The 18,885-nt window shown below is 68.7% G+C and carries 14 protein-coding genes and 1 pseudogene; 7 read left to right on the top strand and 8 right to left on the bottom strand.

Going from position 1 to position 18,885, the window contains the following annotated elements; genetic code table 11:
* Positions 1–7 precede the first annotated feature (7 nt).
* Genes AC1RL8_RS27555 through AC1RL8_RS27565 form a run of 3 tightly spaced genes read right to left on the bottom strand, consistent with a single transcriptional unit; the run spans position 8 to position 2,614 of the window.
* Positions 8–802 carry an ABC transporter ATP-binding protein gene (locus AC1RL8_RS27555; protein WP_062481286.1) on the bottom strand — a complete coding sequence of 265 codons (795 nt, stop codon included), beginning with the start codon at positions 800–802 and terminating at the stop codon, positions 8–10.
* Complete coding sequence (locus AC1RL8_RS27560; protein WP_370681937.1) at positions 787–1,632, bottom strand: ABC transporter permease; 846 nt, start codon at positions 1,630–1,632, stop codon at positions 787–789. The genes AC1RL8_RS27555 and AC1RL8_RS27560 overlap by 16 nt, the downstream gene beginning before the upstream one ends.
* Before the next feature lie 13 nt (positions 1,633–1,645).
* Positions 1,646–2,614, bottom strand: a complete 969-nt coding sequence (locus AC1RL8_RS27565; protein WP_492687201.1) for an ABC transporter substrate-binding protein — start codon at positions 2,612–2,614, stop codon at positions 1,646–1,648.
* A gap of 305 nt (positions 2,615–2,919) precedes the next feature.
* On the opposite strand from AC1RL8_RS27565, the gene recQ reads away from it, so the two are divergent.
* Entirely contained in the window at positions 2,920–4,830 is a 1,911-nt protein-coding gene (recQ, locus tag AC1RL8_RS27570) for a DNA helicase RecQ (protein ID WP_492687200.1), read from the top strand.
* A 10-nt stretch (positions 4,831–4,840) separates the two neighbouring features.
* Here the strand turns inward: recQ and AC1RL8_RS27575 are convergent, their stop codons facing one another.
* Positions 4,841–5,743 (bottom strand): LysR family transcriptional regulator, encoded by a 903-nt coding sequence (locus AC1RL8_RS27575; protein ID WP_492687199.1) that lies wholly within the window; start codon positions 5,741–5,743, stop codon positions 4,841–4,843.
* A gap of 120 nt (positions 5,744–5,863) precedes the next feature.
* Here AC1RL8_RS27575 and AC1RL8_RS27580 point away from each other — a divergent pair, with 120 nt between their 5' ends.
* Complete coding sequence (locus tag AC1RL8_RS27580; RefSeq protein ID WP_492687198.1) at positions 5,864–7,096, top strand: alpha-hydroxy acid oxidase; 1,233 nt, start codon at positions 5,864–5,866, stop codon at positions 7,094–7,096.
* A 52-nt stretch (positions 7,097–7,148) separates the two neighbouring features.
* Positions 7,149–8,117, top strand: a complete 969-nt coding sequence (locus tag AC1RL8_RS27585) for a tripartite tricarboxylate transporter substrate binding protein BugE (protein ID WP_492687197.1) — start codon at positions 7,149–7,151, stop codon at positions 8,115–8,117.
* 18 nt (positions 8,118–8,135) lie between these two features.
* Here AC1RL8_RS27585 and xylB read toward each other — a convergent pair whose 3' ends face one another.
* The 4 genes from xylB to AC1RL8_RS27605 all read right to left on the bottom strand — a co-directional run bounded on the left by xylB (position 8,136) and on the right by AC1RL8_RS27605 (position 15,080).
* Complete coding sequence (gene xylB / locus AC1RL8_RS27590) at positions 8,136–9,608, bottom strand: xylulokinase (RefSeq protein ID WP_492687196.1); 1,473 nt, start codon at positions 9,606–9,608, stop codon at positions 8,136–8,138.
* 70 nt (positions 9,609–9,678) lie between these two features.
* On the bottom strand, positions 9,679–10,860 hold the full coding sequence (locus AC1RL8_RS27595) for a nucleoside hydrolase (protein WP_492687195.1): 1,182 nt from the start codon (positions 10,858–10,860) through the stop codon (positions 9,679–9,681).
* A 191-nt stretch (positions 10,861–11,051) separates the two neighbouring features.
* Positions 11,052–12,677: a S41 family peptidase gene (locus AC1RL8_RS27600; RefSeq protein WP_492687194.1), complete on the bottom strand. Its 1,626-nt coding sequence runs from the start codon at positions 12,675–12,677 to the stop codon at positions 11,052–11,054.
* Between the two features lie 78 nt (positions 12,678–12,755).
* Positions 12,756–15,080, bottom strand: a complete 2,325-nt coding sequence (locus AC1RL8_RS27605; protein WP_062482108.1) for an ATP-binding protein — start codon at positions 15,078–15,080, stop codon at positions 12,756–12,758.
* Between the two features lie 116 nt (positions 15,081–15,196).
* Between AC1RL8_RS27605 and AC1RL8_RS27610 the strand changes: the two genes are divergently transcribed.
* From AC1RL8_RS27610 to AC1RL8_RS27625, 4 genes and pseudogenes are all read left to right on the top strand, one after another.
* Positions 15,197–16,396 carry a threonine ammonia-lyase gene (locus AC1RL8_RS27610; protein WP_169805105.1) on the top strand — a complete coding sequence of 400 codons (1,200 nt, stop codon included), beginning with the start codon at positions 15,197–15,199 and terminating at the stop codon, positions 16,394–16,396.
* 121 nt (positions 16,397–16,517) lie between these two features.
* Positions 16,518–16,667: a hypothetical protein gene (locus AC1RL8_RS27615; protein WP_167394954.1), complete on the top strand. Its 150-nt coding sequence runs from the start codon at positions 16,518–16,520 to the stop codon at positions 16,665–16,667.
* Between the two features lie 151 nt (positions 16,668–16,818).
* Entirely contained in the window at positions 16,819–18,672 is a 1,854-nt protein-coding gene (locus AC1RL8_RS27620) for a phosphoenolpyruvate carboxykinase (GTP) (protein ID WP_492687193.1), read from the top strand.
* A gap of 112 nt (positions 18,673–18,784) precedes the next feature.
* Positions 18,785–18,885, top strand: a pseudogene (locus AC1RL8_RS27625) (MBL fold metallo-hydrolase); the annotation flags it as partial.

Here is an 18,885-nt window from a genome sequence, read left to right on the forward strand (position 1 = left end):
CGTGCTTTCAATGTTCCGCGGCGGCCATCGACTCGGCGCGGATTTCTTCGGTCAGGCGCGCCTTGATGTCCATGAACTCGGGCGAGGTCTTGATGGTGTAGCTGCGCGGGTGCGGGAAGTCGACCGCGATCTCGGTCTTGATGCGGCCCGGCCGCGCGCTGAACACCGCCACGCGGTTGGCCATGAAGATCGCCTCGTCGATGTCGTGCGTGACGAACAGCACCGTCTTCTGCGCCGACTCCCAGATGCCCAGCAGCAGCTCCTGCATGAGCACGCGGGTCTGGTTGTCGAGCGCGCCGAAGGGCTCGTCGAGCAGCAGCATCTTGGGGTCGTTGGCCAGCGCGCGCGCAATGGCCGTGCGCTGCTGCATGCCGCCCGAGAGCTGCTTGGGAAAGTGGTGCTCGAAACCGCGCAGGCCGACCTTGGCGATGAAGAACTCGCTGCGTTCCTTCTGGTCGGCCTCGCTCATGCCGCGCTCGCGCAGGCCGAAGCGGATGTTCTGCGCGACCGTGAGCCACGGGAAGAGCGTGTAGCTCTGGAACACCACGCCGCGGTCGGCGCCCGGGCCTTCGATGCGCTCGCCGTCGAGCATCACCTGGCCGGTGGTCGGGAAGTCGAGCCCCGCGACGATGCGCAGCAGCGTCGACTTGCCGCAGCCCGAGGGGCCGAGGATGGTGACGAAGTCGTTCTCCTTCACCTCGAAGTCGATCGGCTGCAGCGCTTGCGTGCGCTGGCCCTTGGTGCCGGTGAAGACGCGCGAAACGCCCTGGATGGAAAGTTGGTTCTTCACAGTGCAGCCCATGCAAACAGACGGCGATTCATCGCCTTGAAAGCGAAGTCGGACAACAGGCCGATGACGCCGATCACGATGATCCCGAAGATGATCTGGCCGGTGTTCAGCAGCGCCTGGCTGTCGGTGATCATGTGGCCGATGCCCGACGAGGAGCCGATGAGCTCGGCCACGATCACATAGGTCCAGGCCCAGCCCAGCACGAGGCGCAGCGTTTCGGCGATGCCCGGCGCGGCCCCCGGAATGAGCACGCGCGCCACGATGCCGCGGCTGTTGGCGCCCAGCGTGTAGGCGGCCTCGACGAGGTCGCGCCGCGCGCCGCCCACGGTGACGGCCACCATCAGCACGATCTGGAAGAACGAGCCGATGAAGATCACCAGGAGCTTCTGCATTTCGCCCAGGCCCGCCCACAGGATGAGCAGCGGAATGAAGGCCGAGGCCGGCAGGTAGCGGCAGAACGAGACGAAGGGCTCGAAGAAGGCCTCGACGGTCTTCCAGGTGCCCATGGCCACGCCCAGCGGCACCGCGATGACGGCCGCCAGCAGGAAGCCGCCAAACACGCGCCACACGGTCATGCCGATGTCGCCGATGAAGCCGTACTCGGTGAAGAGCAGCCAGCCCTCTTTCACCATCGTGATCGGACTCGCCAGGAAGGTGGGCGACACGAAGCCGCCCAGCGTGGCGATGCCCCATACCACGACGAAGAGCACGAAGAAGCCCAGCCCCAGCATCGTGCGCGCGGATGCGCTGATGGGTTCGAGCGGCGCGAACACGCGACGCCGCACGGGAGGCGCGGGCGGCGGCGTCACGGCGCGCGCCGGGGCGGCGGTCATCGGTTGCATCTGCGGCAAGGCCTTACTTGACATAGCTGGCGTCGAAGGTGGCGGCATAGTCTTCCGGCGCCTTGCGGATCACGCCGGCCTCAAGCAGGATGGCCGCGGCTTCCTTCATGAAGCTGGTGAGCTCGCCCGCGAAGAACTTCTGGTTGGCGGCCTTGTCCTGCCAGCGCAGGTAGGCCGACGACTTGGCGAACTGCTCGCCGCTTTGCTTGACGGCCGAGCCCATGAGTTCGTTGGCCTTGGCCGGGTCGGCCTTGATCATGTCCAGCGCGTCGAAGTACGACTTGGTGAGCGCGGCGGCGGCCTTGCTGTTGGCCTTGAGCCAGGTGGGGGCGCAGCCGACGGTGTCCATCACCATCGGGTAGTCGAGCGTGGTGGCCAGGATCTTGCCGGCGGCCGGGTTGGCGCGCACGGTCGAGAGGTAGGGCTCGTAGGTCATCGCGGCGTCGTTCTGGCCGGCCACGAAAGCCTGCGCGGCGGGCTGCGGCTCGAGCGAGACCACCTTCACGTCCTTCAGGCTCATGCCGTTCTTGCTGAGCATCCAGGCCAGGCCGAAGTACGGCGCGGTGCCCGGGGCGCTCACGCCGATGCTCTTGCCCTTGAGGTCGGAGAAGCTCTTCACGTCGTTGCGCACGGCCAGGCCGTCGGCGCCGTAGGACTTGTCCATCTGGAAGATCTGCACGATCGGCACGCCGTTGGCGTTCCAGGCCACGTGCGTCTCCACCGTGGTGGCCGCGCACTGGATCGCGCCGGAGGCCAGCGCCAGGTGGCGGTCCTTCTGCGGGATCATCTTGAGTTCGACGTCCAGCCCGTTCTTCTTGAAGATGCCGGCCTTGTCGGCCAGCGACAGCGGCGCAAAGCCGGTCCAGCCGGACATGCCGAGCGAAATCTTCGTGTCCTGGGCGGCGGCCGTTCCGGCCATGCCCGCTGCACATGCACCTGCTGCCAGCAGCGAAGCGACTTTCACAACTACCGTCTTGACCATGGGGACTCCTGGTTCCATTTTTTGAGAGAGGTGACTCGGCGATACATGCCCGGGGGATATGGGCAGCACGCCTCGCATTGTTGCCAGGCGCCCCAACTTGTATATACAGGATAACCCGAAAGTCCTGTTTTGGTGCATCTCCGAGAGAAATGCCCCAGTTTGCTGTCTAGACAAGAGGGGTGCCGGGACGGGGTTCACCATTGCAAACGCCGTGCCACAGTCATATCGGAGCCGCTGGGGGACAATCGGCGTCCGCCCCGGCTCCGGCCCTTTTCTCCCCTCTCCCGCCCTTCGCACCCCCGCCTGTGTCTTCCCTCGCTCCCCGCCCCTTCGACGCTTCCAGCGACGGCAGCAGCTCCGGCAGCGCGGCCCCCGCCGACATCCTTCATGACGTGTTCGGCTACGCGCGCTTTCGCGGGGCCCAGCAGGACATCGTGGAGCACGTGGTGGGCGGCGGCGACGCGCTGGTGCTCATGCCCACGGGCGGCGGCAAGTCGCTCTGTTATCAGATTCCGGCCATCGCGCGGCAGCGCGCGGGGCGCGGCGTGTCGGTGGTGGTGTCGCCGCTGATCGCGCTGATGCACGACCAGGTGGGCGCGCTGCACGAGGCGGGCGTGAATGCGGCCTTCCTGAACTCGACGCTCGACTGGGAACAGACGCAGGACGTGGAGCGCCGCATGCTGCGCGGCGAGATCACGCTGCTGTACGCGGCGCCCGAGCGCGTGAACACGCCGCGCTTTCTGTCGCAGCTCGATTCGCTGAACGAGCGCGGCAAGCTCTCGCTGTTCGCCATCGACGAGGCGCATTGCGTGAGCCAGTGGGGCCACGACTTCCGCCCCGAGTACCGCGCGCTCACCGTGCTGCACGAGCGCTACCCGGGCGTGCCGCGCATCGCGCTCACGGCCACGGCCGACGACCTCACGCGCGCCGACATCGTCGAACGGCTGCAGCTGGAAGAAGCGCGCCAGTTCGTCTCCAGCTTCGACCGGCCGAACATCCGCTACACCATCGTCGAGAAGAAGGACGCCACCACGCAGCTGCTGCGCTTCATCGAGCGCGAGCACGAGGGCGATGCGGGCGTGGTCTATTGCCAGTCGCGCAAGCGCGTGGAAGACCTCGCGACGACGCTGCAGGGCGCCGGCATCAACGCCCTGCCGTACCACGCGGGCCTCGATGCGGCGGTGCGCCAGAAGCACCAGGACCGCTTCCTGCGCGAAGAAGGCATCGTGATGGTCGCGACCATCGCCTTCGGCATGGGCATCGACAAGCCCGACGTGCGCTTCGTCGGCCACGTCGACATGCCCAAGAACATCGAGGGCTACTACCAGGAAACCGGCCGCGCGGGCCGCGACGGCGCCCCCGCCGACGCCTGGATGGCCTACGGCCTGAACGACGTGGTGAACCAGCGCCGCATGATCGACGAGAGCCCGGCCGGCGAAGAGTTCAAGCAGGTGATGCGCGGCAAGCTCGACGCCCTGCTCTCGCTGGCCGAGGCCAGCGACTGCCGCCGCGTGCGCCTGCTGGGCTACTTCGGCGAGAAGAGCACGCCCTGCGGCAACTGCGACAACTGCCTGAACCCGCCGCAGGTGTGGGACGGCACCGATGCCGCGCGCAAGCTGCTGAGCACCATCTATCGCGTGCAGCAACTCAGCGGCATCAGCTTCGGCGCGGGCCACATCATGGACATCCTGCGCGGCAAGGCAACCGAGAAGGTCAAGCAGTTCGGGCACGAGCGCATCAGCACCTTCGGCATCGGCGCGGAGTTCAGCGAGGTGGCGCTGCGCGGCGTGCTGCGCCAGCTGATCGCCACGGGCGCGCTGGCGGTGGACGCCGAAGCGTTCAACACGCTGAAGCTCACCGAGGGCTCGCGCGCGGTGCTCAAGGGCGAGACCACGGTGTCGCTGCGCGAGTCGGTGTCGTCGCCCGCCGAGCGCAAGCCCCGCCGCGAGAAGGCCGCCAAGGGCGCGCCGTCGCCGGCGGCGGCCTCGCTCGACGACACCGGCAAGAAGCGCTTCGAGGCGCTCAAGGCCTGGCGCGCCGAGGTGGCGAAGGAACACAACCTGCCGGCCTACGTGATCTTCCACGACGCCACGCTGGCCGCCATTGCCGAGCGCGCGCCCGCGACGCTCGAGGACCTGCAGGGCATCAGCGGCATCGGCACGAAGAAGCTCGAGGCCTACGGCGCCGAAGTGCTTCGCGTGTGCGAGGCTTTCTAACGCCCTCCACCTAGAGCAGGCGGGCCGCCTTCGAGAAATCGATGGACGCGAGCACCGCGGCGCGCATGGCCGTCAGCAGATGGCGCTCGTCGTTGCTGCGCTTCTGGAAGGTGTAGGTCAGCGCGGGCAGGGCCTGGCGGGTCTTCAGGATGCGCAGGTCGCCGCGGCGCGACAGCAGGCGCGCCCAGCCTTCCGGCAGGAACCCGACACCGATCCCCTCGATCAACAGGCCGGCGACGGCACCCCAGCTGTTGCAGCTGAGGCGATGCGGCGCCTCGAGGTTCTCGGCCATGAGCCATTCGTCGAGCAGGCGGCTGGTGCCCGCGCCGAGCGGCAGCGTCACGATGGGATGTTGCGCGAGCAGCGGCGCGCCGATCGTCGCGGTCTTGCCCGCCAACGCGGGCGCGGCCACCCACACGAAATGCGCCTGGCCCACGGTGTGCGACGAGATCAGCCCGTGGTGCGGTGAACGCCCGGCAATCACCGCGCAGTCGAGCTCGCCGTTGCGAAGGCGCTCGTCCAGCGCCGAACCGAAGTTGACGTGCGGCTCCAGGCGCAGGTCCGGCAGGTGCCGCCCCACGTGCGCGACGAGCTGGGGCAGCCAGGTCAGCGCGCTCAGTTCGCCGATGCCGAAGGTGCAACGGCCGCCGAGGCTGGCGGGCGCGCCGATCGACCGCTTCGTTTCGTCGGCCGCCAGCAGCAGCGCGGCGGCGCGCGGCAGGAAACGCTCACCCGCGTCCGTGAGCGTGGCCCGCTGCCCGGCGCGGTCGAACAAGGGCGCGCCGAGCGACACCTCCAGCTCGGCCAGGCGCTTGGACAGCGACGAGGTCGACAGGTGCAGCCGCTGCGCCGCGAGCGCAAAGCTGGCGCAGGTCGCGGCCCAGTAGAAGGCCTCCAGTTGCTTCAGCGTCATGCGCCGTCCCCTCTGTCATTTCGAAAAAAGCGAAATGACAAATTACCATAAATTCGCTTTTTCAAAACCTTCTGCACGCCTACAGTCCGCGCGGACCGAACGACTGACTGGATGGCGGACATGACTGTTTTCTCGCGTGCCTTCGATGCCCCGCGCACCGCGCCGGCGCAAGCCCCTGCTGCTGCCGCCGCGACGCCGCGGCGCCTGGCCGGCATCCTGTCGCTGCAGGACTTCGAGCACGCGGCCAAGCGCCGGCTGCCGCGCCCGCTGTTCGGCTACATCGCCGGCGCGGCGGAAGACAACCGCTCGCTGGACGCCAACCACGCCGCGTTCGACGCGCACGACTTCCTGCCCCGGGTGCTGGTCGACGTCTCCCGGCGCTCGCAGGAGGTCACGCTGTTCGGCCAGCGCTACGCGTCGCCCTTCGGGATCGCGCCGGTCGGCATCAGCGCGCTGTCGGCCTACCGCGGCGACCTGGTGCTCGCGCAGGCGGCGCAGGCGGCCGGCATTCCCGCGGTCATGAGCGGCACCTCGCTCATTCCGATGGAAGAAGTGGCCCAGGCCGCGCCCGGCACCTGGTTCCAGGCCTACCTGCCGGGCGATGCGGCGCGCATCGACGGCCTGGTGGCGCGCATCGCCGGCGCGGGCTTTCGCCACCTGGTCGTCACGGTCGATATTCCCGTCTGGGCGAACCGCGAAAACAACGTGCGCGCCGGCTTCACGACGCCGCTGCGGCCCAGCCTGCGGCTGGCGTGGGACGGCCTCGTGCGGCCGCGCTGGCTGCTCGGCACGCTCGCGCGGACCTTCGTGGCGCACGGCATGCCGCATTTCGAGAACTCATTCGCCACGCGCGGTGCGCCTCTTTTCTCCAGCACCGCGATCCGCGACACGACCGGCCGCGACCACATCCACTGGGACCACATCGCCCGCATCCGCCAGCAGTGGCGGGGGCCGCTGATCCTGAAGGGCATTCTTCATCCGGCCGATGCGCGGCGCGCGCGGCAGCTCGGCGCCGATGGGCTCATCGTCTCCAACCACGGCGGGCGGCAGCTTGACGGCGCCGCACCGGCGCTGCGCGCGCTGCCGCAGGTGCTGGACGCTGCAGGCGAGCTGCCCGTGATGGTCGACGGCGGCGTGCGCCGCGGCAGCGACGTGCTGAAGGCGCTGGCGCTGGGCGCCAAGGCCGTGTTCGCCGGCCGCCCGTTCATGTATGCCGCCGCCGTGGGCGGCCACGCGGGCGTCGCGCACGCGATCCGGCTGCTGCGGGACGAGGTCGATCGGAACATGGCCATGCTCGGCGTCAACGACCCGGGCGAGCTCGACGCGAGCTGCCTGATTCCGCGGCGCCCCTGATCGGCCCCCACTCATCCCACCCATTCCATCAATCCAAGAGGAGGAAGACACCTTGCCGAAAAACCCCACCCTGTTCGCCCTCGCCTGCCTGCTGGCAGCGGCCGTGCCCGTCCATGCGCAGGGCTACCCCGACAAGCCCGTCAAGCTGCAGGTGCCGTTCGCGCCGGGCGGCACGACGGACATCATTGCGCGCGTCATTTCCGAGCCCCTGGGCAGGCACCTGGGGCAGAGCGTCATCGTCGAGAACAAGTCGGGCGCGGGCGGCGCGATCGGGGCCGCCGAGACCGCGCGCGCCACGCCCGACGGCTACGCGCTGGGCATCGGCACCGTGTCGACGACGGCGGCCAACCCGGCCATCAACCCCAAGGTGCCCTACAACCCGAAGACCGACTTCACGCCGATCATCAACCTGGCGGCGACGCCCAACGTCATTGCGGTCCACCCCAGCTTTTCGGCACGGGACTACAAGGGCTTCATCGAGGTGCTGAAGAAGAATCCCGGCAAGTACGCCTACGCCACCGCAGGCACGGGCAGCATCGGGCACCTGCAGATGGAGCTGTACAAGGGCATGGCCGGCGCGTCCGTCACGCACATCCCCTACCGCGGGTCGGGCCCGGCGCTCAACGACACCGTCGCGGGCCAGGTCGCGATGATCTTCGACAACCTGCCGTCGGCGCTGCCCTTCATCAAGGACCGTCGGCTAATCCCGATCGTCGTGGCGGCGTCCGAGCGCCTGAAGGACTTGCCCGACGTGCCGACCTTCAAGGAGGTCGGCCTCGCGCCGGTGAACCGCATGGCGTACTACGGCATCGTGGGCCCCAAGGGCCTGCCCAAGGACGTGGTGGACAAGGTGCACGCGGCGGCACGCAAGTCGCTGGAAGATCCCGCCGTGCGCAAGCGCATCCAGGACACCGGCTCCTTCGTCGTCGGCAACACGCCGCAGGAATTCACGCAGCAGATCGCCGCCGAGTTCGACGTGTACAAGAAGGTGGTGGACACCGCCGGGCTCACGCCGGACTGAACCCGCGAGAGCGCCTCTTCAGGCCACCGACGCCCAGACCGGCGCCATCGCGCGGTAGAGCGTGCGGAAGGCCTCCAGCCGGGGCTGGTAGGCCGCGTGCAAGGCGGCGTCGGGCGCCAGCACCTGGCGCACGGCAGGCGCCACCACCACACCCGCCGGGTCTTCGCCCGTGACCGCCAACCGCGCGAGCCGCGCCGCGCCGAAAGCCGGGCCACGGTCGGCGGATTCGTACAGCACCAGCGGCACATCGAGCACCGAGGCGATCAGCTGCGCCAGGAAGGCGGAGCGCGCGCCGCCGCCGATCAGCGCCAGGCGCTCGGGCCGCGCCGTCTGCGCGCTCAGCGCTTCCAGGCCGTCGGCGAGCGAGAAGGCGATGCCTTCGCAGACCGCCTGCATCAGGTCGGCGCGCGTGGTGGCGCCCGAGAGCCCGACGATCGCGCCGCGCGCGAACGGGTTGTTGTGTGGCGTGCGTTCGCCGAACAGATAAGGCAGCGCGAGCAGGCGCGACGGCCCGGCGTACGCGGCCTCGACCTCGGCCAGCAGCGCGCCGACCGATGCACCGCCGGTGCACGACGCCAGCGCCGCGAGCGGGCTCGCGCCGTTGAGCAGCGCGGCCATGCGGTACCAGCGCTGCGGCAGCGCGTGGCAGAAGGCGTGCACCAGCCGCTCGGGGTCGGGGCGGTGCGCGGTGTCGGCCACCAGGATCTGCGCCGAGGTGCCGAGCGACACGAAGCCGTCGCCCGGCCCGACCACGCCGATGCCGACGCCGCCCGCCGCGGCATCGCCCGCGCCGCCGGCAATCGGCACGCCGCGCGGCAGGCCCCAGCGCGCGGCCAGCGCGTCGCGCACGGTGGCGCAGGGTTCGCACGACTCGACCACGCGCGGCAGCCAGTCGGGATCGACCCCGCAGGCAGCGAGCGCCTGCGGCGACCAGCGGCGCTGCGCCTGGTCGAACAGCCAGGTGCCGGCGGCGTCGGTGACGTCGGTCACCTTCTCGCCCGACAGCTGCAGGCGCACGTAGTCCTTGGTCAGCAGCAGCGAGCGGGCGCGCGCCACCGCCTCGGGCTCGTGGGTGCGCAGCCAGCGCAGCTTGGGGCCGGTGAAGCCCGCCATCGGCTGCACGCCGACGGCGCGGCGCAGGGCGAGGTCGGTCTGCATGAGCTCGGCGGCCTCGGCGGCGGCGCGGCCGTCATTCCACAAGATCGCGGGGCGCACGGGGCGGTCGGCCGCGTCGAGCAGCACCAGCGAGTGCATCTGGCCCGACAGGCCGATGCCTTGCACGTCGGCCATGGCTGTCGGGTGCGTGCGCGCCAGTTCGTCGAGGCCGTCGGCCACGGCCGCCCACCACTGGTCGGGGTCGTGCTCGCACCACAGCGGCTGCGGGTACTGCGAAGTGAGCGGCCGATCGACCGTGGCGACGACATGCAGCAGCTGCATGTCGGTCAGGACGATCTTGACCGCGGAGGTTCCGATATCGATGCCGATCAGCATGCGTGTGTTCCCTGTTCGAGGGCCGAAGTATCGGCGCTCCGGCCCCGCGCGCCGGCTGACGGCAGGTGGTTTACGAGCCGCTCGCCGGCAGCGTGATCGGCACCGGTCGCGTGTGCAGGTCGATGTAGAGCTCGAAGAAGCGCGCGTTGTCGAACTTCTTCACCACCGTCATCTTCTGCAGCGGCACGCCCGCGGGCGGCGTGGTGTAGCCGATGGAGCGGCCGTTGTCGGCCGCGCCGGGCTTGGCCACCACGTCGACATAGCGCTCGACGGTCTGCGTGGCGTAGCGCGGATCGATGAGGTAGGCCAGCACCAGCGTGTCCCAGATGTTCTGCGTGTAGTTCGGGTTGTTCTCGAAGCCGTTGGTGCCGCTGAAGCCGTAGCCGTTGAGCTTGCGGAACACCTCGGTCACGGCCGTCGGCTTGGCCGGGTGCGCGATGCGGTCGTAGACGGGCTTGGTGAGGAACACGGTGTCGGTCACGTCCAGCGGCACCACCACCTGCGGGATCGGCAGGCGCACCACGAACTGCGCGGCCTCGGGGTCGAACCACCAGTTGAACTCGGCGAAATGGGTGGTGTTGCCGGCCACGTCGACGGCGCCGCCCATGTAGATGATCTTCTTGATCAGCGGCACGATCTCGGGGCTCTTCTTCACGGCCAGCGCGATGTTGGTGAGCGGGCCGATGGCCAGGAGGGTGATTTCGTTCGGGTTGGCCTTGACGGTGTCGATGATGAAGTCGACCGCGCTCTTGCGCTGCACCACGGTGCGGGTGGCGAAGCCGTCGGGCGAGGGCTTGAGGTCGGCGTCGGTCTTGGGCTCGGGGCCGCTCCAGGCGCCCAGGTAGCCGTCGCCGCCCGCGCCGGCCTTCATCTCGGCCTCGATGTCCGCGAAGGTGTGGTTCAGAGCGTAGTTCTCGCCCACGTAGACGCCGATGCGCTGGCCCACGCCCAGGCGCTCGACCGACATCAGCGCGTCGGCCACGCCCTGCTTGAGCCACTGGTTGCCCGACACCACGCTGATGCCCATCACCTGCACCTTGCCCTCGGCCTGCAGCTGGGCGGCCATGACGCCGAGCTGGCCGTCGTCGCTCATGGTGTTGTAGTCGCTGTCGATGATGACTTTCTGCGCCACCGGCGTTGCGGCGAACCCGGGCGCCAGGCCGATGCCGTCGTTGCCGCCCCCGCCACCGCCGCATGCCGTGAGCACGGCCACGACGACGAGCCAGAAGGTCGTCACTGTCCATTTGCGCATCTGCTTCTCCTAAGTGTTTGGTTTTCAGCCCGGTTTCCCAACGGGGCGCCAGGGAGTGAAAACGTTTGCGCAAACCTTTGCGCAAACGTTTGCCAAACTCTAAGTGGCAGGCCGCAGGCGTGGCAATGGGGTGCGGCTAGGGGTTTTCCGCGAGGCCGGCGCCGGCCTCGCGCGCGGGGTCAGGCCGTCTATCAGCCCGGGTTGGGCACAAAGTCGATCAGCCGGTTCTCGCGCAGCGGCGAGCGGGGGCGCAGGAAGAGCTCGTCTTCTTCCACCGGCGCGGCGGCCTTCTCCAGGCCCGGGGTGTCCGCGGCCTTGGCGGATGCCGCCGTGCACGAACCGGTGTCGCGCAGCCGCAGCGCCGCGGCCAGCCGGCCTTCGGCGGCGTCGCCCAGGGGGTGGTCGAAGTCGTCGGCCACGGCGCAGCTGGCATTGGGTGCAAAGCCGTCGCCGTAGTCGCCGAAACCAGCCTGGTTGACGCCCTTGAAGTTGACCGCGAAGTAGGTGGTGCCGCAGTTGTCCTGCGGAACGAACCCGTAGGGCTTGCCGCAGGTGGTGGCGCCCACGAGGTTGACCGTGACGCCCACGCCGCGCAGGCTGTTGATGACCGACTCGCTGGCCGAGCAGGTGCTGCGGCCCGTCAGCAGCGTGACGCGCGACAGGCCCAGCGTGGGCAGGGGCTGGCCGGCGCGGGTGGTCGTGAAGAAGGGCGTGAGGTTGTCCGCGAGCGTGGTGCGGTACGGGTTCTTGTCGTTGAAGGTCAGCAACTCGAAGGTCTTGCCGTTCGTCGGGCCCGGCCCGGCCACCATGTAGGCCAGCTGGCTCGCGATGCGCAACTGGCCGCCGCCGTTGTAGCGCATGTCGATCACGAGGTCCTGGACGCCGCCGTCCTGCTTGAGCGTGTTCATGGCCGCGACGAGCTGCCCCTCGGCGGTCGAGATGTGGTCGTTGAACAGCAGGTAGCCCACGCGGTTGCCGGCCGGCCCGATGGTGCGGGTGTACAGCACCGGCGTGCTCGTGATGCGCTGGGCCGTGAGCTCGATCGGACTGCCGCGCGTGCCGCTCACCTCGAAGGTGAAGGTGTGCTTCTCGCCGAGGACCTGCGGCGAGATCGCGCGGTTGATGATGTCGACATTGGCCTGCCCGGTGCTGGCCACCACGTCGACGCCGTCGACCGCGACCAGCTTGGCCCCGCGCGCCAGGCCGGCAGCCGCCGCTGGCGAACCCGGCTCGACGAAGGCGAGGCGGATGTTGCGCGGCGGCGAACTGCGCACCGCCGCCGTGTCCATGCCGTAGCCGACCGACACGCCGCCCTCCGACTCCAGGCGGTACGCCTCGGTGTCGAGGTAGAAGTGAAAGCGGTCCTTGAGCTGGCCCGAGGGCGTGGTGGCCTGCGTCTTGAGCACGCTGAACCAGGTCAACGGCGTGGCGTAGTCCGAGGCCTTGAGCGTGGTGGGCACCTCGTTGTACCAAAGGTAGGTTTCGTCGATCCAGCCGCGCACCCAGCTCTTCTCGTTGTCGACGGTGCCGGCGGTGTCGGGGTACGCGCGGCCCGTCGCGGGGTTGGTGCCCCGGCGCGGCGCGACGCACTGGCCGGCGACGGTCGCGGACGCGACGATGCCGCCCTCGCCCCCGTTGCCCCCGCCTCCCGGCGCGGGCGTCGGCAGCACGCCGATCGGGAAGCCACCGCCGCCACCTCCTCCCCCGCCGCCTCCACCGCACCCCGCCAGCAGGCCGGCCAGGGCGAGCGCCACCGCGCCGGTGGCGGCGGCCAGGGCCCGCGAGCGCCGCGACGCGTGTGCATTGCGAAAGGCCATCGGGTCCTCCTGGCGTCCGCGGTGGCGGACAGTGCTGACTGGTTTTTGTTCGGGGCGCGGGGGCGGGACGCGCGCCCGCTACTGGATGAAGCCCATGCCGCGCGATTCGCGCACTTCGGGCTTGATGCGATGCTCGGCTTCGAGCTGTTCGAGAAACTCCGCCGCCGAGAACTCGGCCGCGAGGATGTCGGTCTGCCGCTTCACGGCCGCGAAATCGCCCGGGCACAGCTGCGACAGCAGCGCCAGGCGCGCGCGCACCTCGCCGGTGAGCAGGGCCGCGTCGCCCGCGAGCGCCTCGGTGACGAACATGCGTTCGCGCTGCGCCGCGGTGAGCGGCATGAACTTGATCTTGAAGGTGAAGCGCCGCAACGCCGCCTGGTCGAGCCGGTCGAGCAGGTTGGTGGTGCACACGAACACGCCGCGAAAACGCTCCATGCCCTGCAGCATCTCGTTGACCTCGGTGACCTCGTAGGTGCGCTGCGCGCCGCGCCGGTCCTGCAGGAACGAATCGGCCTCGTCGAGCAGCAGCACGGCCTTCTCGGACTCGGCCTCCTTGAACATGGCGGCCATGTTCTGCTCGGTCTCGCCGACGTACTTGCTCATGAGGTCGCTGGCCTGCTTGACGATGAGCGGGCGCCCCACGGCCTTGGCGATGTGCTCGGCCAGCGCGGTCTTGCCGGTGCCGGGCGCGCCGTAGAAGCACAGCGTGCCGTGGCCGCGCGCCTTCAGCGCCTCGACGATGCGCGGGATCTCGAAGCGGGTTTCGACGTGGAGCATGTCCAGGTCGTAGGTGGTGACGCTGCGGCGCTCGGCCGGGCTCTTGTCGAGCGTGCCCAGCGCGAGGTCGGCGTTGCGCAGCTGGCGCTCGATGAGGGCCTCGACCGAAGCCTCGTCGGTCTTGGCCAGGCCGGCAAAGCGCACGGCGGTGCGGATCTGCGCGGGCGTGAGGCCCTTGCGCTCGGCCAGCTTGGCGGTGAAGGCCTCGGACACGACCACGCCTTCGAGCGTCTTCTTGACGAGCTGCTCGCGCGCGCCGGGCGGCGGCGACTTGAGCTCCAGGTGGTAGGCGAAGCGGCGGCGGAAGGCCGGGTCGATCTGCTCGATGCGGTTGGTGACCCACAGCGTGGGCACGGGGTTGGCCTCGAGGATCTGGTTGACCCAGGCCTTGCCGCTCACGCTGCCGCTGGCGGGCGCGGGGATCTGCTCGGCGCGCGCCATGAACTGCGCGGCCTCGGTGCTGATGGGCGGGAACACGTCCTCGACCTCGTCGAACAGCAGCGCGGCCTGTGCGCTGCCCTTGAGGAACACCTGCGCGATCTGTAGCGAGCGGTAGCGGTCGCGGCCGCTGAGCGAGTTACCGTCGCGGTCGGCGTACTCGACCTCGAAGAGTTCGAGGCCCGCGGCCTGCGCGACCACCTTGGCCAGCTCGGTCTTGCCGGTGCCGGGCGGGCCGTAGAGCAGCACGTTGACGCCGGGCTCCTTGCGCGCGACGGCGGCGCGCAGCAGCGTGACGAGCATCTGCGCGTCTTCCTGCACGAAGGAGAAGTCGTGCGGCGTGAGCGCGCTCTTGGCCGAGGGCCGCGTGAACACGGCCATCAGCTCGTTGTGGTCGCGGTACTCGCGCATGAGCACGGGCGGCAGCTTCTCGCTGACCTTCATGAGGTCGGCGAGGTCGGTGATGTTGTGTTCGGAGATGAGGTTCTCGACGAGGCCGATGCGCTCCAGCCGCGAGCCCGCGCGCAGCGCCTCGCCCACCTCGCTCGCGTTGACGCCCGCGATGTCGGCGATGGCGGCGTAGGCCTCGGGCGCGTTGTTGACCTTGAACTCGACCAGCAGCGAGCGCAGGTCGCGCTGGTAGCGCGCGAGCGTGCCGTACAGGAGCAGCGCGCGCTCGGCCTTGTTGAGCTGCAAGAGGCCGGCGAGCGCATCGATGTTCTTCTCGACCAGCGTGGACTGCTTGCGCAGCGCGTGCGTGAGCCAGTCGCGCGTGACGGCCAGCACCGAGAGCAGGTCCTTGGGCTGGTCTTTCGCGTACTCGTCGAGGTAGAAGAACAGCGTGCCTTCTTCATACGGGCCGCGCCACACGCCGTGGCGTTCGAGCAGCGTGCGGCCGTCGAAATCTTCGACGCCCTTCCACGCTTCGTTGCCCGCACAACGGCGGCCCAGGAACTCGCGCAATCGCTGCAGCACCGCGGCGGGCCACACGAGGTGGCGCCCGGTGAGCGAGAGCAATCCGTTGATATCGCGCCGCACGTTGAAGCGCGGCCCCTGCTTGGCGGCGAGCGTGAGCACGAAGTGCGAGCACATGAGCTCGAGCACCGGTGCTTCCTTGAGGCCGGGCGAAGGCAAGGCCTGCCCGCGCACCGCAGCAGCCACCACATCGACACCCGCACGCTTGACCATCAGGCAACCTCCTGCGAGGAAATACTTGGAGCGACCATAACGCAGACTTTTGGCTTCGGGAAGACGCCGAAAGAGTAAAAACCCTGATCCGCTGGATTCCAGCCACAATGCGCGCCATGGTCGGAATCGAAGCTATCCGTCGCGCCGCGGCGCGCCTGCAGGGCCAGGTGCTCAACACGCCCTGCGTGGAGTCGCGCACGCTCTCTGAAATCGTGGGCGCGCAGGTGTTCCTTAAGTTCGAGAACCTGCAGTTCACGTCGTCCTTCAAGGAACGCGGGGCGTGCAACAAGCTGGTCGATTTGTCCGAAGGCGGCACGCGCGGCGTGATCGCCATGTCGGCCGGCAACCATGCGCAAGGTGTGGCTTATCACGCGCAGCGGCTGGGCCTGCGCGCACTCATCGTGATGCCGCGCTTCACGCCCGGCGTGAAGATCGAGCGCACGCGCGGCTTCGGCGCCGAGGTGGTGCTGCACGGCGACACGCTCGACGCGGCGCGCGCCCATGCGCTGGCACTGGCCGAGCGTGAAGGCCTGACCTTCGTGCACCCCTACGACGACGAAGCCATCATTGCCGGCCAGGGCACGATCGCGCTCGAGATGCTCGACGCGGTGCCCGATCTCGACACGCTGGTGGTGGCAGTCGGCGGCGGCGGGCTCATCGCCGGCATGGCCGTCGCAGCGCGCGAGATCAAGCCCGGCATCGAGATCGTCGGCGTGCAGACGCAGCGCTTTCCGGCGATGGTGAATGCCGTCAAGGGCACGCACCACGCGCAGGGCACGAGCACGATCGCCGAAGGCATCGCGGTCGGCACGCCGGGCGTGCTGACGCGGGAGATCATCGCCGCCAAGGTCGACGACCTGCTGCTGGTGGACGAAGGCGACATCGAGCAGGGCGTGCTGATGCTGCTCGAGATCGAAAAAACCCTGGTCGAAGGCGCGGGCGCGGCCGGCCTGGCGGCGCTGATCCGGCACCCGGAGCGCTTTCGCGGCAAGCGCGTGGGCCTGGTGCTGTCGGGCGGCAACATCGATCCGCTGCTGCTCGCGGCCATCATCGAACGCGGCATGGTGCGCGCCGGTCGGCTCGCCCGGGTGCGCGTCAGCGCGCGCGACGTGCCGGGCTCGCTGGCCCAGATCACGGCCACTGTGGCCGAAGCGGGCGCTAACGTCGACGAGGTGCACCATCAGCGCGCCTTCACCATGCTGGCGGCGCAGAATGTCGACGTCGAACTGGTGCTGCAAACGCGCGGCCGGGCCCACCTGGCGAGCGTGTTGAGTGCCCTGAAAGACGCCGGTTTCGAAGCGGTGGAGCAGCACTGAGGGCTCCTCGCAACCCCCTAGACCCGCCGACGGCGCCTCGCCGGTAAAATGGCGGGAGTTTTGTCATTTGCGGTTGACTGCATTTGATGCGTTGTCATTTGCGTATTCGAGGTATTTCCCGATGTCCCATCCCACCCCCGCCGAGCACGGCCACGCTGCCGCCGAACATGACGCCGTCGAATCGGTCGTTCACCTGATGCCGCTCGTGCTCCCGCTGGCTGGCGGCGTGCTGATGCTGCTGCTGGCGTCGATCGCCGTTTTTCTCGCCTGAGCTGACAGGCTTTCGCGCTTTTGTCCGCGGGCTGTGCGGCCCGCGTTGACGCAATCTCCCGAAGCGAAACGTTTTCTCAAACGGACCTCCGTGCCTGGTCAGGCGCGGCGCCCCGTTCGGAAAGACGATTTTTCAACTTAGGAGATTTCCGATGAACGCACCCACGATGAAGGGCCTTCCCATTCAGGCGCCCTCATACGTCAAGAACGCCAAGCTGATCGCCTGGGTGGCCGAGATGGCCGCGCTGTGCAAACCCGACGCCATCCACTGGTGCGACGGCAGCAAGGAAGAATACGACCGCCTCTGCCAGCAACTGGTCGACGCCGGTACCTTCAAGAAACTGAACCCCGCCAAGCGCCCGGGCTCGTTCCTCGCGATGTCCGATCCGAGCGACGTGGCACGCGTCGAAGACCGCACCTTCATCTGCTCCGCACAGAAGGAAAACGCCGGCCCCACCAACAACTGGATGGCCCCGGCCGAGATGCGCGCGACGCTGCAGCCCTTGTTCGACGGCTGCATGAAGGGCCGCACCATGTACGTGGTGCCGTTCAGCATGGGCCCGCTGGGCTCGCCCATTGCGCACATCGGCATCGAGCTGTCCGACAGCCCCTACGTCGCCGTCAACATGCGCATCATGACCCGCATGGGCAAGGCCGTGTACGAGGTGCTGGGCGCCGATGGCGAGTTCGTGCCGTGCGTCCACACCGTGGGCGCCCCGCTCGAGGCCGGCCAGAAGGACGTGACCTGGCCCTGCAACAAGACCAAGTACATCGTCCACTACCCCGAAACGCGCGAGATCTGGAGCTACGGCTCGGGCTACGGCGGCAACGCGCTGCTGGGCAAGAAGTGCTTCGCGCTGCGCATCGCCTCGAACATGGGCCGCGATGAAGGCTGGCTGGCCGAGCACATGCTGATCCTCGGCGTGACCAGCCCCGAGGGCAAGAAACACCACGTGGCCGCCGCCTTCCCGAGCGCCTGCGGCAAGACCAACTTCGCCATGCTGATCCCGCCGGCGGGCTTCGACGGCTGGAAGGTCACGACCATCGGCGACGACATCGCCTGGATCAAACCCCAGGCCGACGGCACGCTGCGCGCCATCAACCCCGAAGCCGGCTACTTCGGCGTGGCCCCGGGCACCAACGACCTGACCAACCCGAACTGCATGGCCAGCCTGCACCGGAACGTGATCTTCACGAACGTGGCGCTGACCGACGACGGCGACGTCTGGTGGGAAGGCATGGGCGACGCGCCCGCACATTGCATCGACTGGCAAGGAAAGGAGTGGACGCCGCAGATCGCCAAGGAAACCGGCGCCAAGGCCGCCCACCCGAACGCGCGCTTCACCGTGGCCGCCACCAACAACCCCGCGCTCGACGAAGCCTGGGACGACCCGAAGGGCGTGAAGATCGACGCCTTCATCTTCGGCGGCCGCCGTTCGACGACCGTGCCGCTGGTCACCGAAGCCCGCAACTGGGTCGAAGGCGTCTACATGGCCGCCACGATGGGCTCGGAAACCACCGCTGCGGCCGCCGGCCAGCAGGGCGTGGTGCGCCGCGATCCGTTCGCCATGCTGCCGTTCATGGGCTACAACATGAGCGACTACTTCCAGCACTGGCTCGACCTGGGCAAGAAGCTGCAAGCCTCGGGCGCCCAGCTGCCGAAGATCTACACGACCAACTGGTTCCGCAAGGGCGCGGACGGCAAGTTCGTCTGGCCAGGCTACGGCGAGAACATGCGCGTGCTGAAGTGGATGATCGACCGCGTGGAAGGTAAGGCGACAGAAGGTGTCGAGCACATCACCGGCGTGAGCCCGCGCTATGAAGACCTGAACTGGACTGGGCTGGATTTCAGCGCCGAGCAGTTCGCTACCGTCACGAGCATCGACAAGGCGGCCTGGCAGGCTGAGCTGAAGCTGCACACGGAGCTGTTCCAGCAGTTGGCACACCATCTGCCGAAGGAACTGCCGGAGACGAAGGCTGCGATTGAGCAGCGGCTGGCGGCTTAAGTAAGCTCTTCTCGTGGGCTCATGGAGCCTGCGAAGTGCGGGTTTTGAAGGCCCAATAGAAAGCCCGATGAGTTCATCTCATCGGGCTTTTTTTGTTTTGGGCGTCGGTCAATTAGCGCCGCGGCAGGTGATTCCAGGGCATGGCGGCGTTTTCGCCGATGTCGAGCGCGCCTTGCATACGGCGCGCAAGCGACTGTCTGGCTTGCAGCGCGA

The sequence above is a fragment of the Variovorax sp. GW822-FHT04E09 genome (assembly GCF_058800845.1).

What these genes read in the sequence shown, in the direction of transcription:
- AC1RL8_RS27605 (WP_062482108.1), bottom strand. Translation starts at nt 15,080, where the DNA reads ATGGTCAAGCGTGCGGGTGTCGATGTGGTGGCTGCTGCGGTGCGCGGG.
- AC1RL8_RS27620 (WP_492687193.1), top strand. Translation starts at nt 16,819, where the DNA reads ATGAACGCACCCACGATGAAGGGCCTTCCCATTCAGGCGCCCTCATAC.
- AC1RL8_RS27580 (WP_492687198.1), top strand. Translation starts at nt 5,864, where the DNA reads ATGACTGTTTTCTCGCGTGCCTTCGATGCCCCGCGCACCGCGCCGGCG.
- AC1RL8_RS27615 (WP_167394954.1), top strand. Translation starts at nt 16,518, where the DNA reads ATGTCCCATCCCACCCCCGCCGAGCACGGCCACGCTGCCGCCGAACAT.
- AC1RL8_RS27575 (WP_492687199.1), bottom strand. Translation starts at nt 5,743, where the DNA reads ATGACGCTGAAGCAACTGGAGGCCTTCTACTGGGCCGCGACCTGCGCC.
- AC1RL8_RS27555 (WP_062481286.1), bottom strand. Translation starts at nt 802, where the DNA reads ATGGGCTGCACTGTGAAGAACCAACTTTCCATCCAGGGCGTTTCGCGC.
- xylB (WP_492687196.1), bottom strand. Translation starts at nt 9,608, where the DNA reads ATGCTGATCGGCATCGATATCGGAACCTCCGCGGTCAAGATCGTCCTG.
- AC1RL8_RS27560 (WP_370681937.1), bottom strand. Translation starts at nt 1,632, where the DNA reads ATGCAACCGATGACCGCCGCCCCGGCGCGCGCCGTGACGCCGCCGCCC.
- AC1RL8_RS27595 (WP_492687195.1), bottom strand. Translation starts at nt 10,860, where the DNA reads ATGCGCAAATGGACAGTGACGACCTTCTGGCTCGTCGTCGTGGCCGTG.
- AC1RL8_RS27600 (WP_492687194.1), bottom strand. Translation starts at nt 12,677, where the DNA reads ATGGCCTTTCGCAATGCACACGCGTCGCGGCGCTCGCGGGCCCTGGCC.
- AC1RL8_RS27565 (WP_492687201.1), bottom strand. Translation starts at nt 2,614, where the DNA reads ATGGTCAAGACGGTAGTTGTGAAAGTCGCTTCGCTGCTGGCAGCAGGT.
- AC1RL8_RS27610 (WP_169805105.1), top strand. Translation starts at nt 15,197, where the DNA reads ATGGTCGGAATCGAAGCTATCCGTCGCGCCGCGGCGCGCCTGCAGGGC.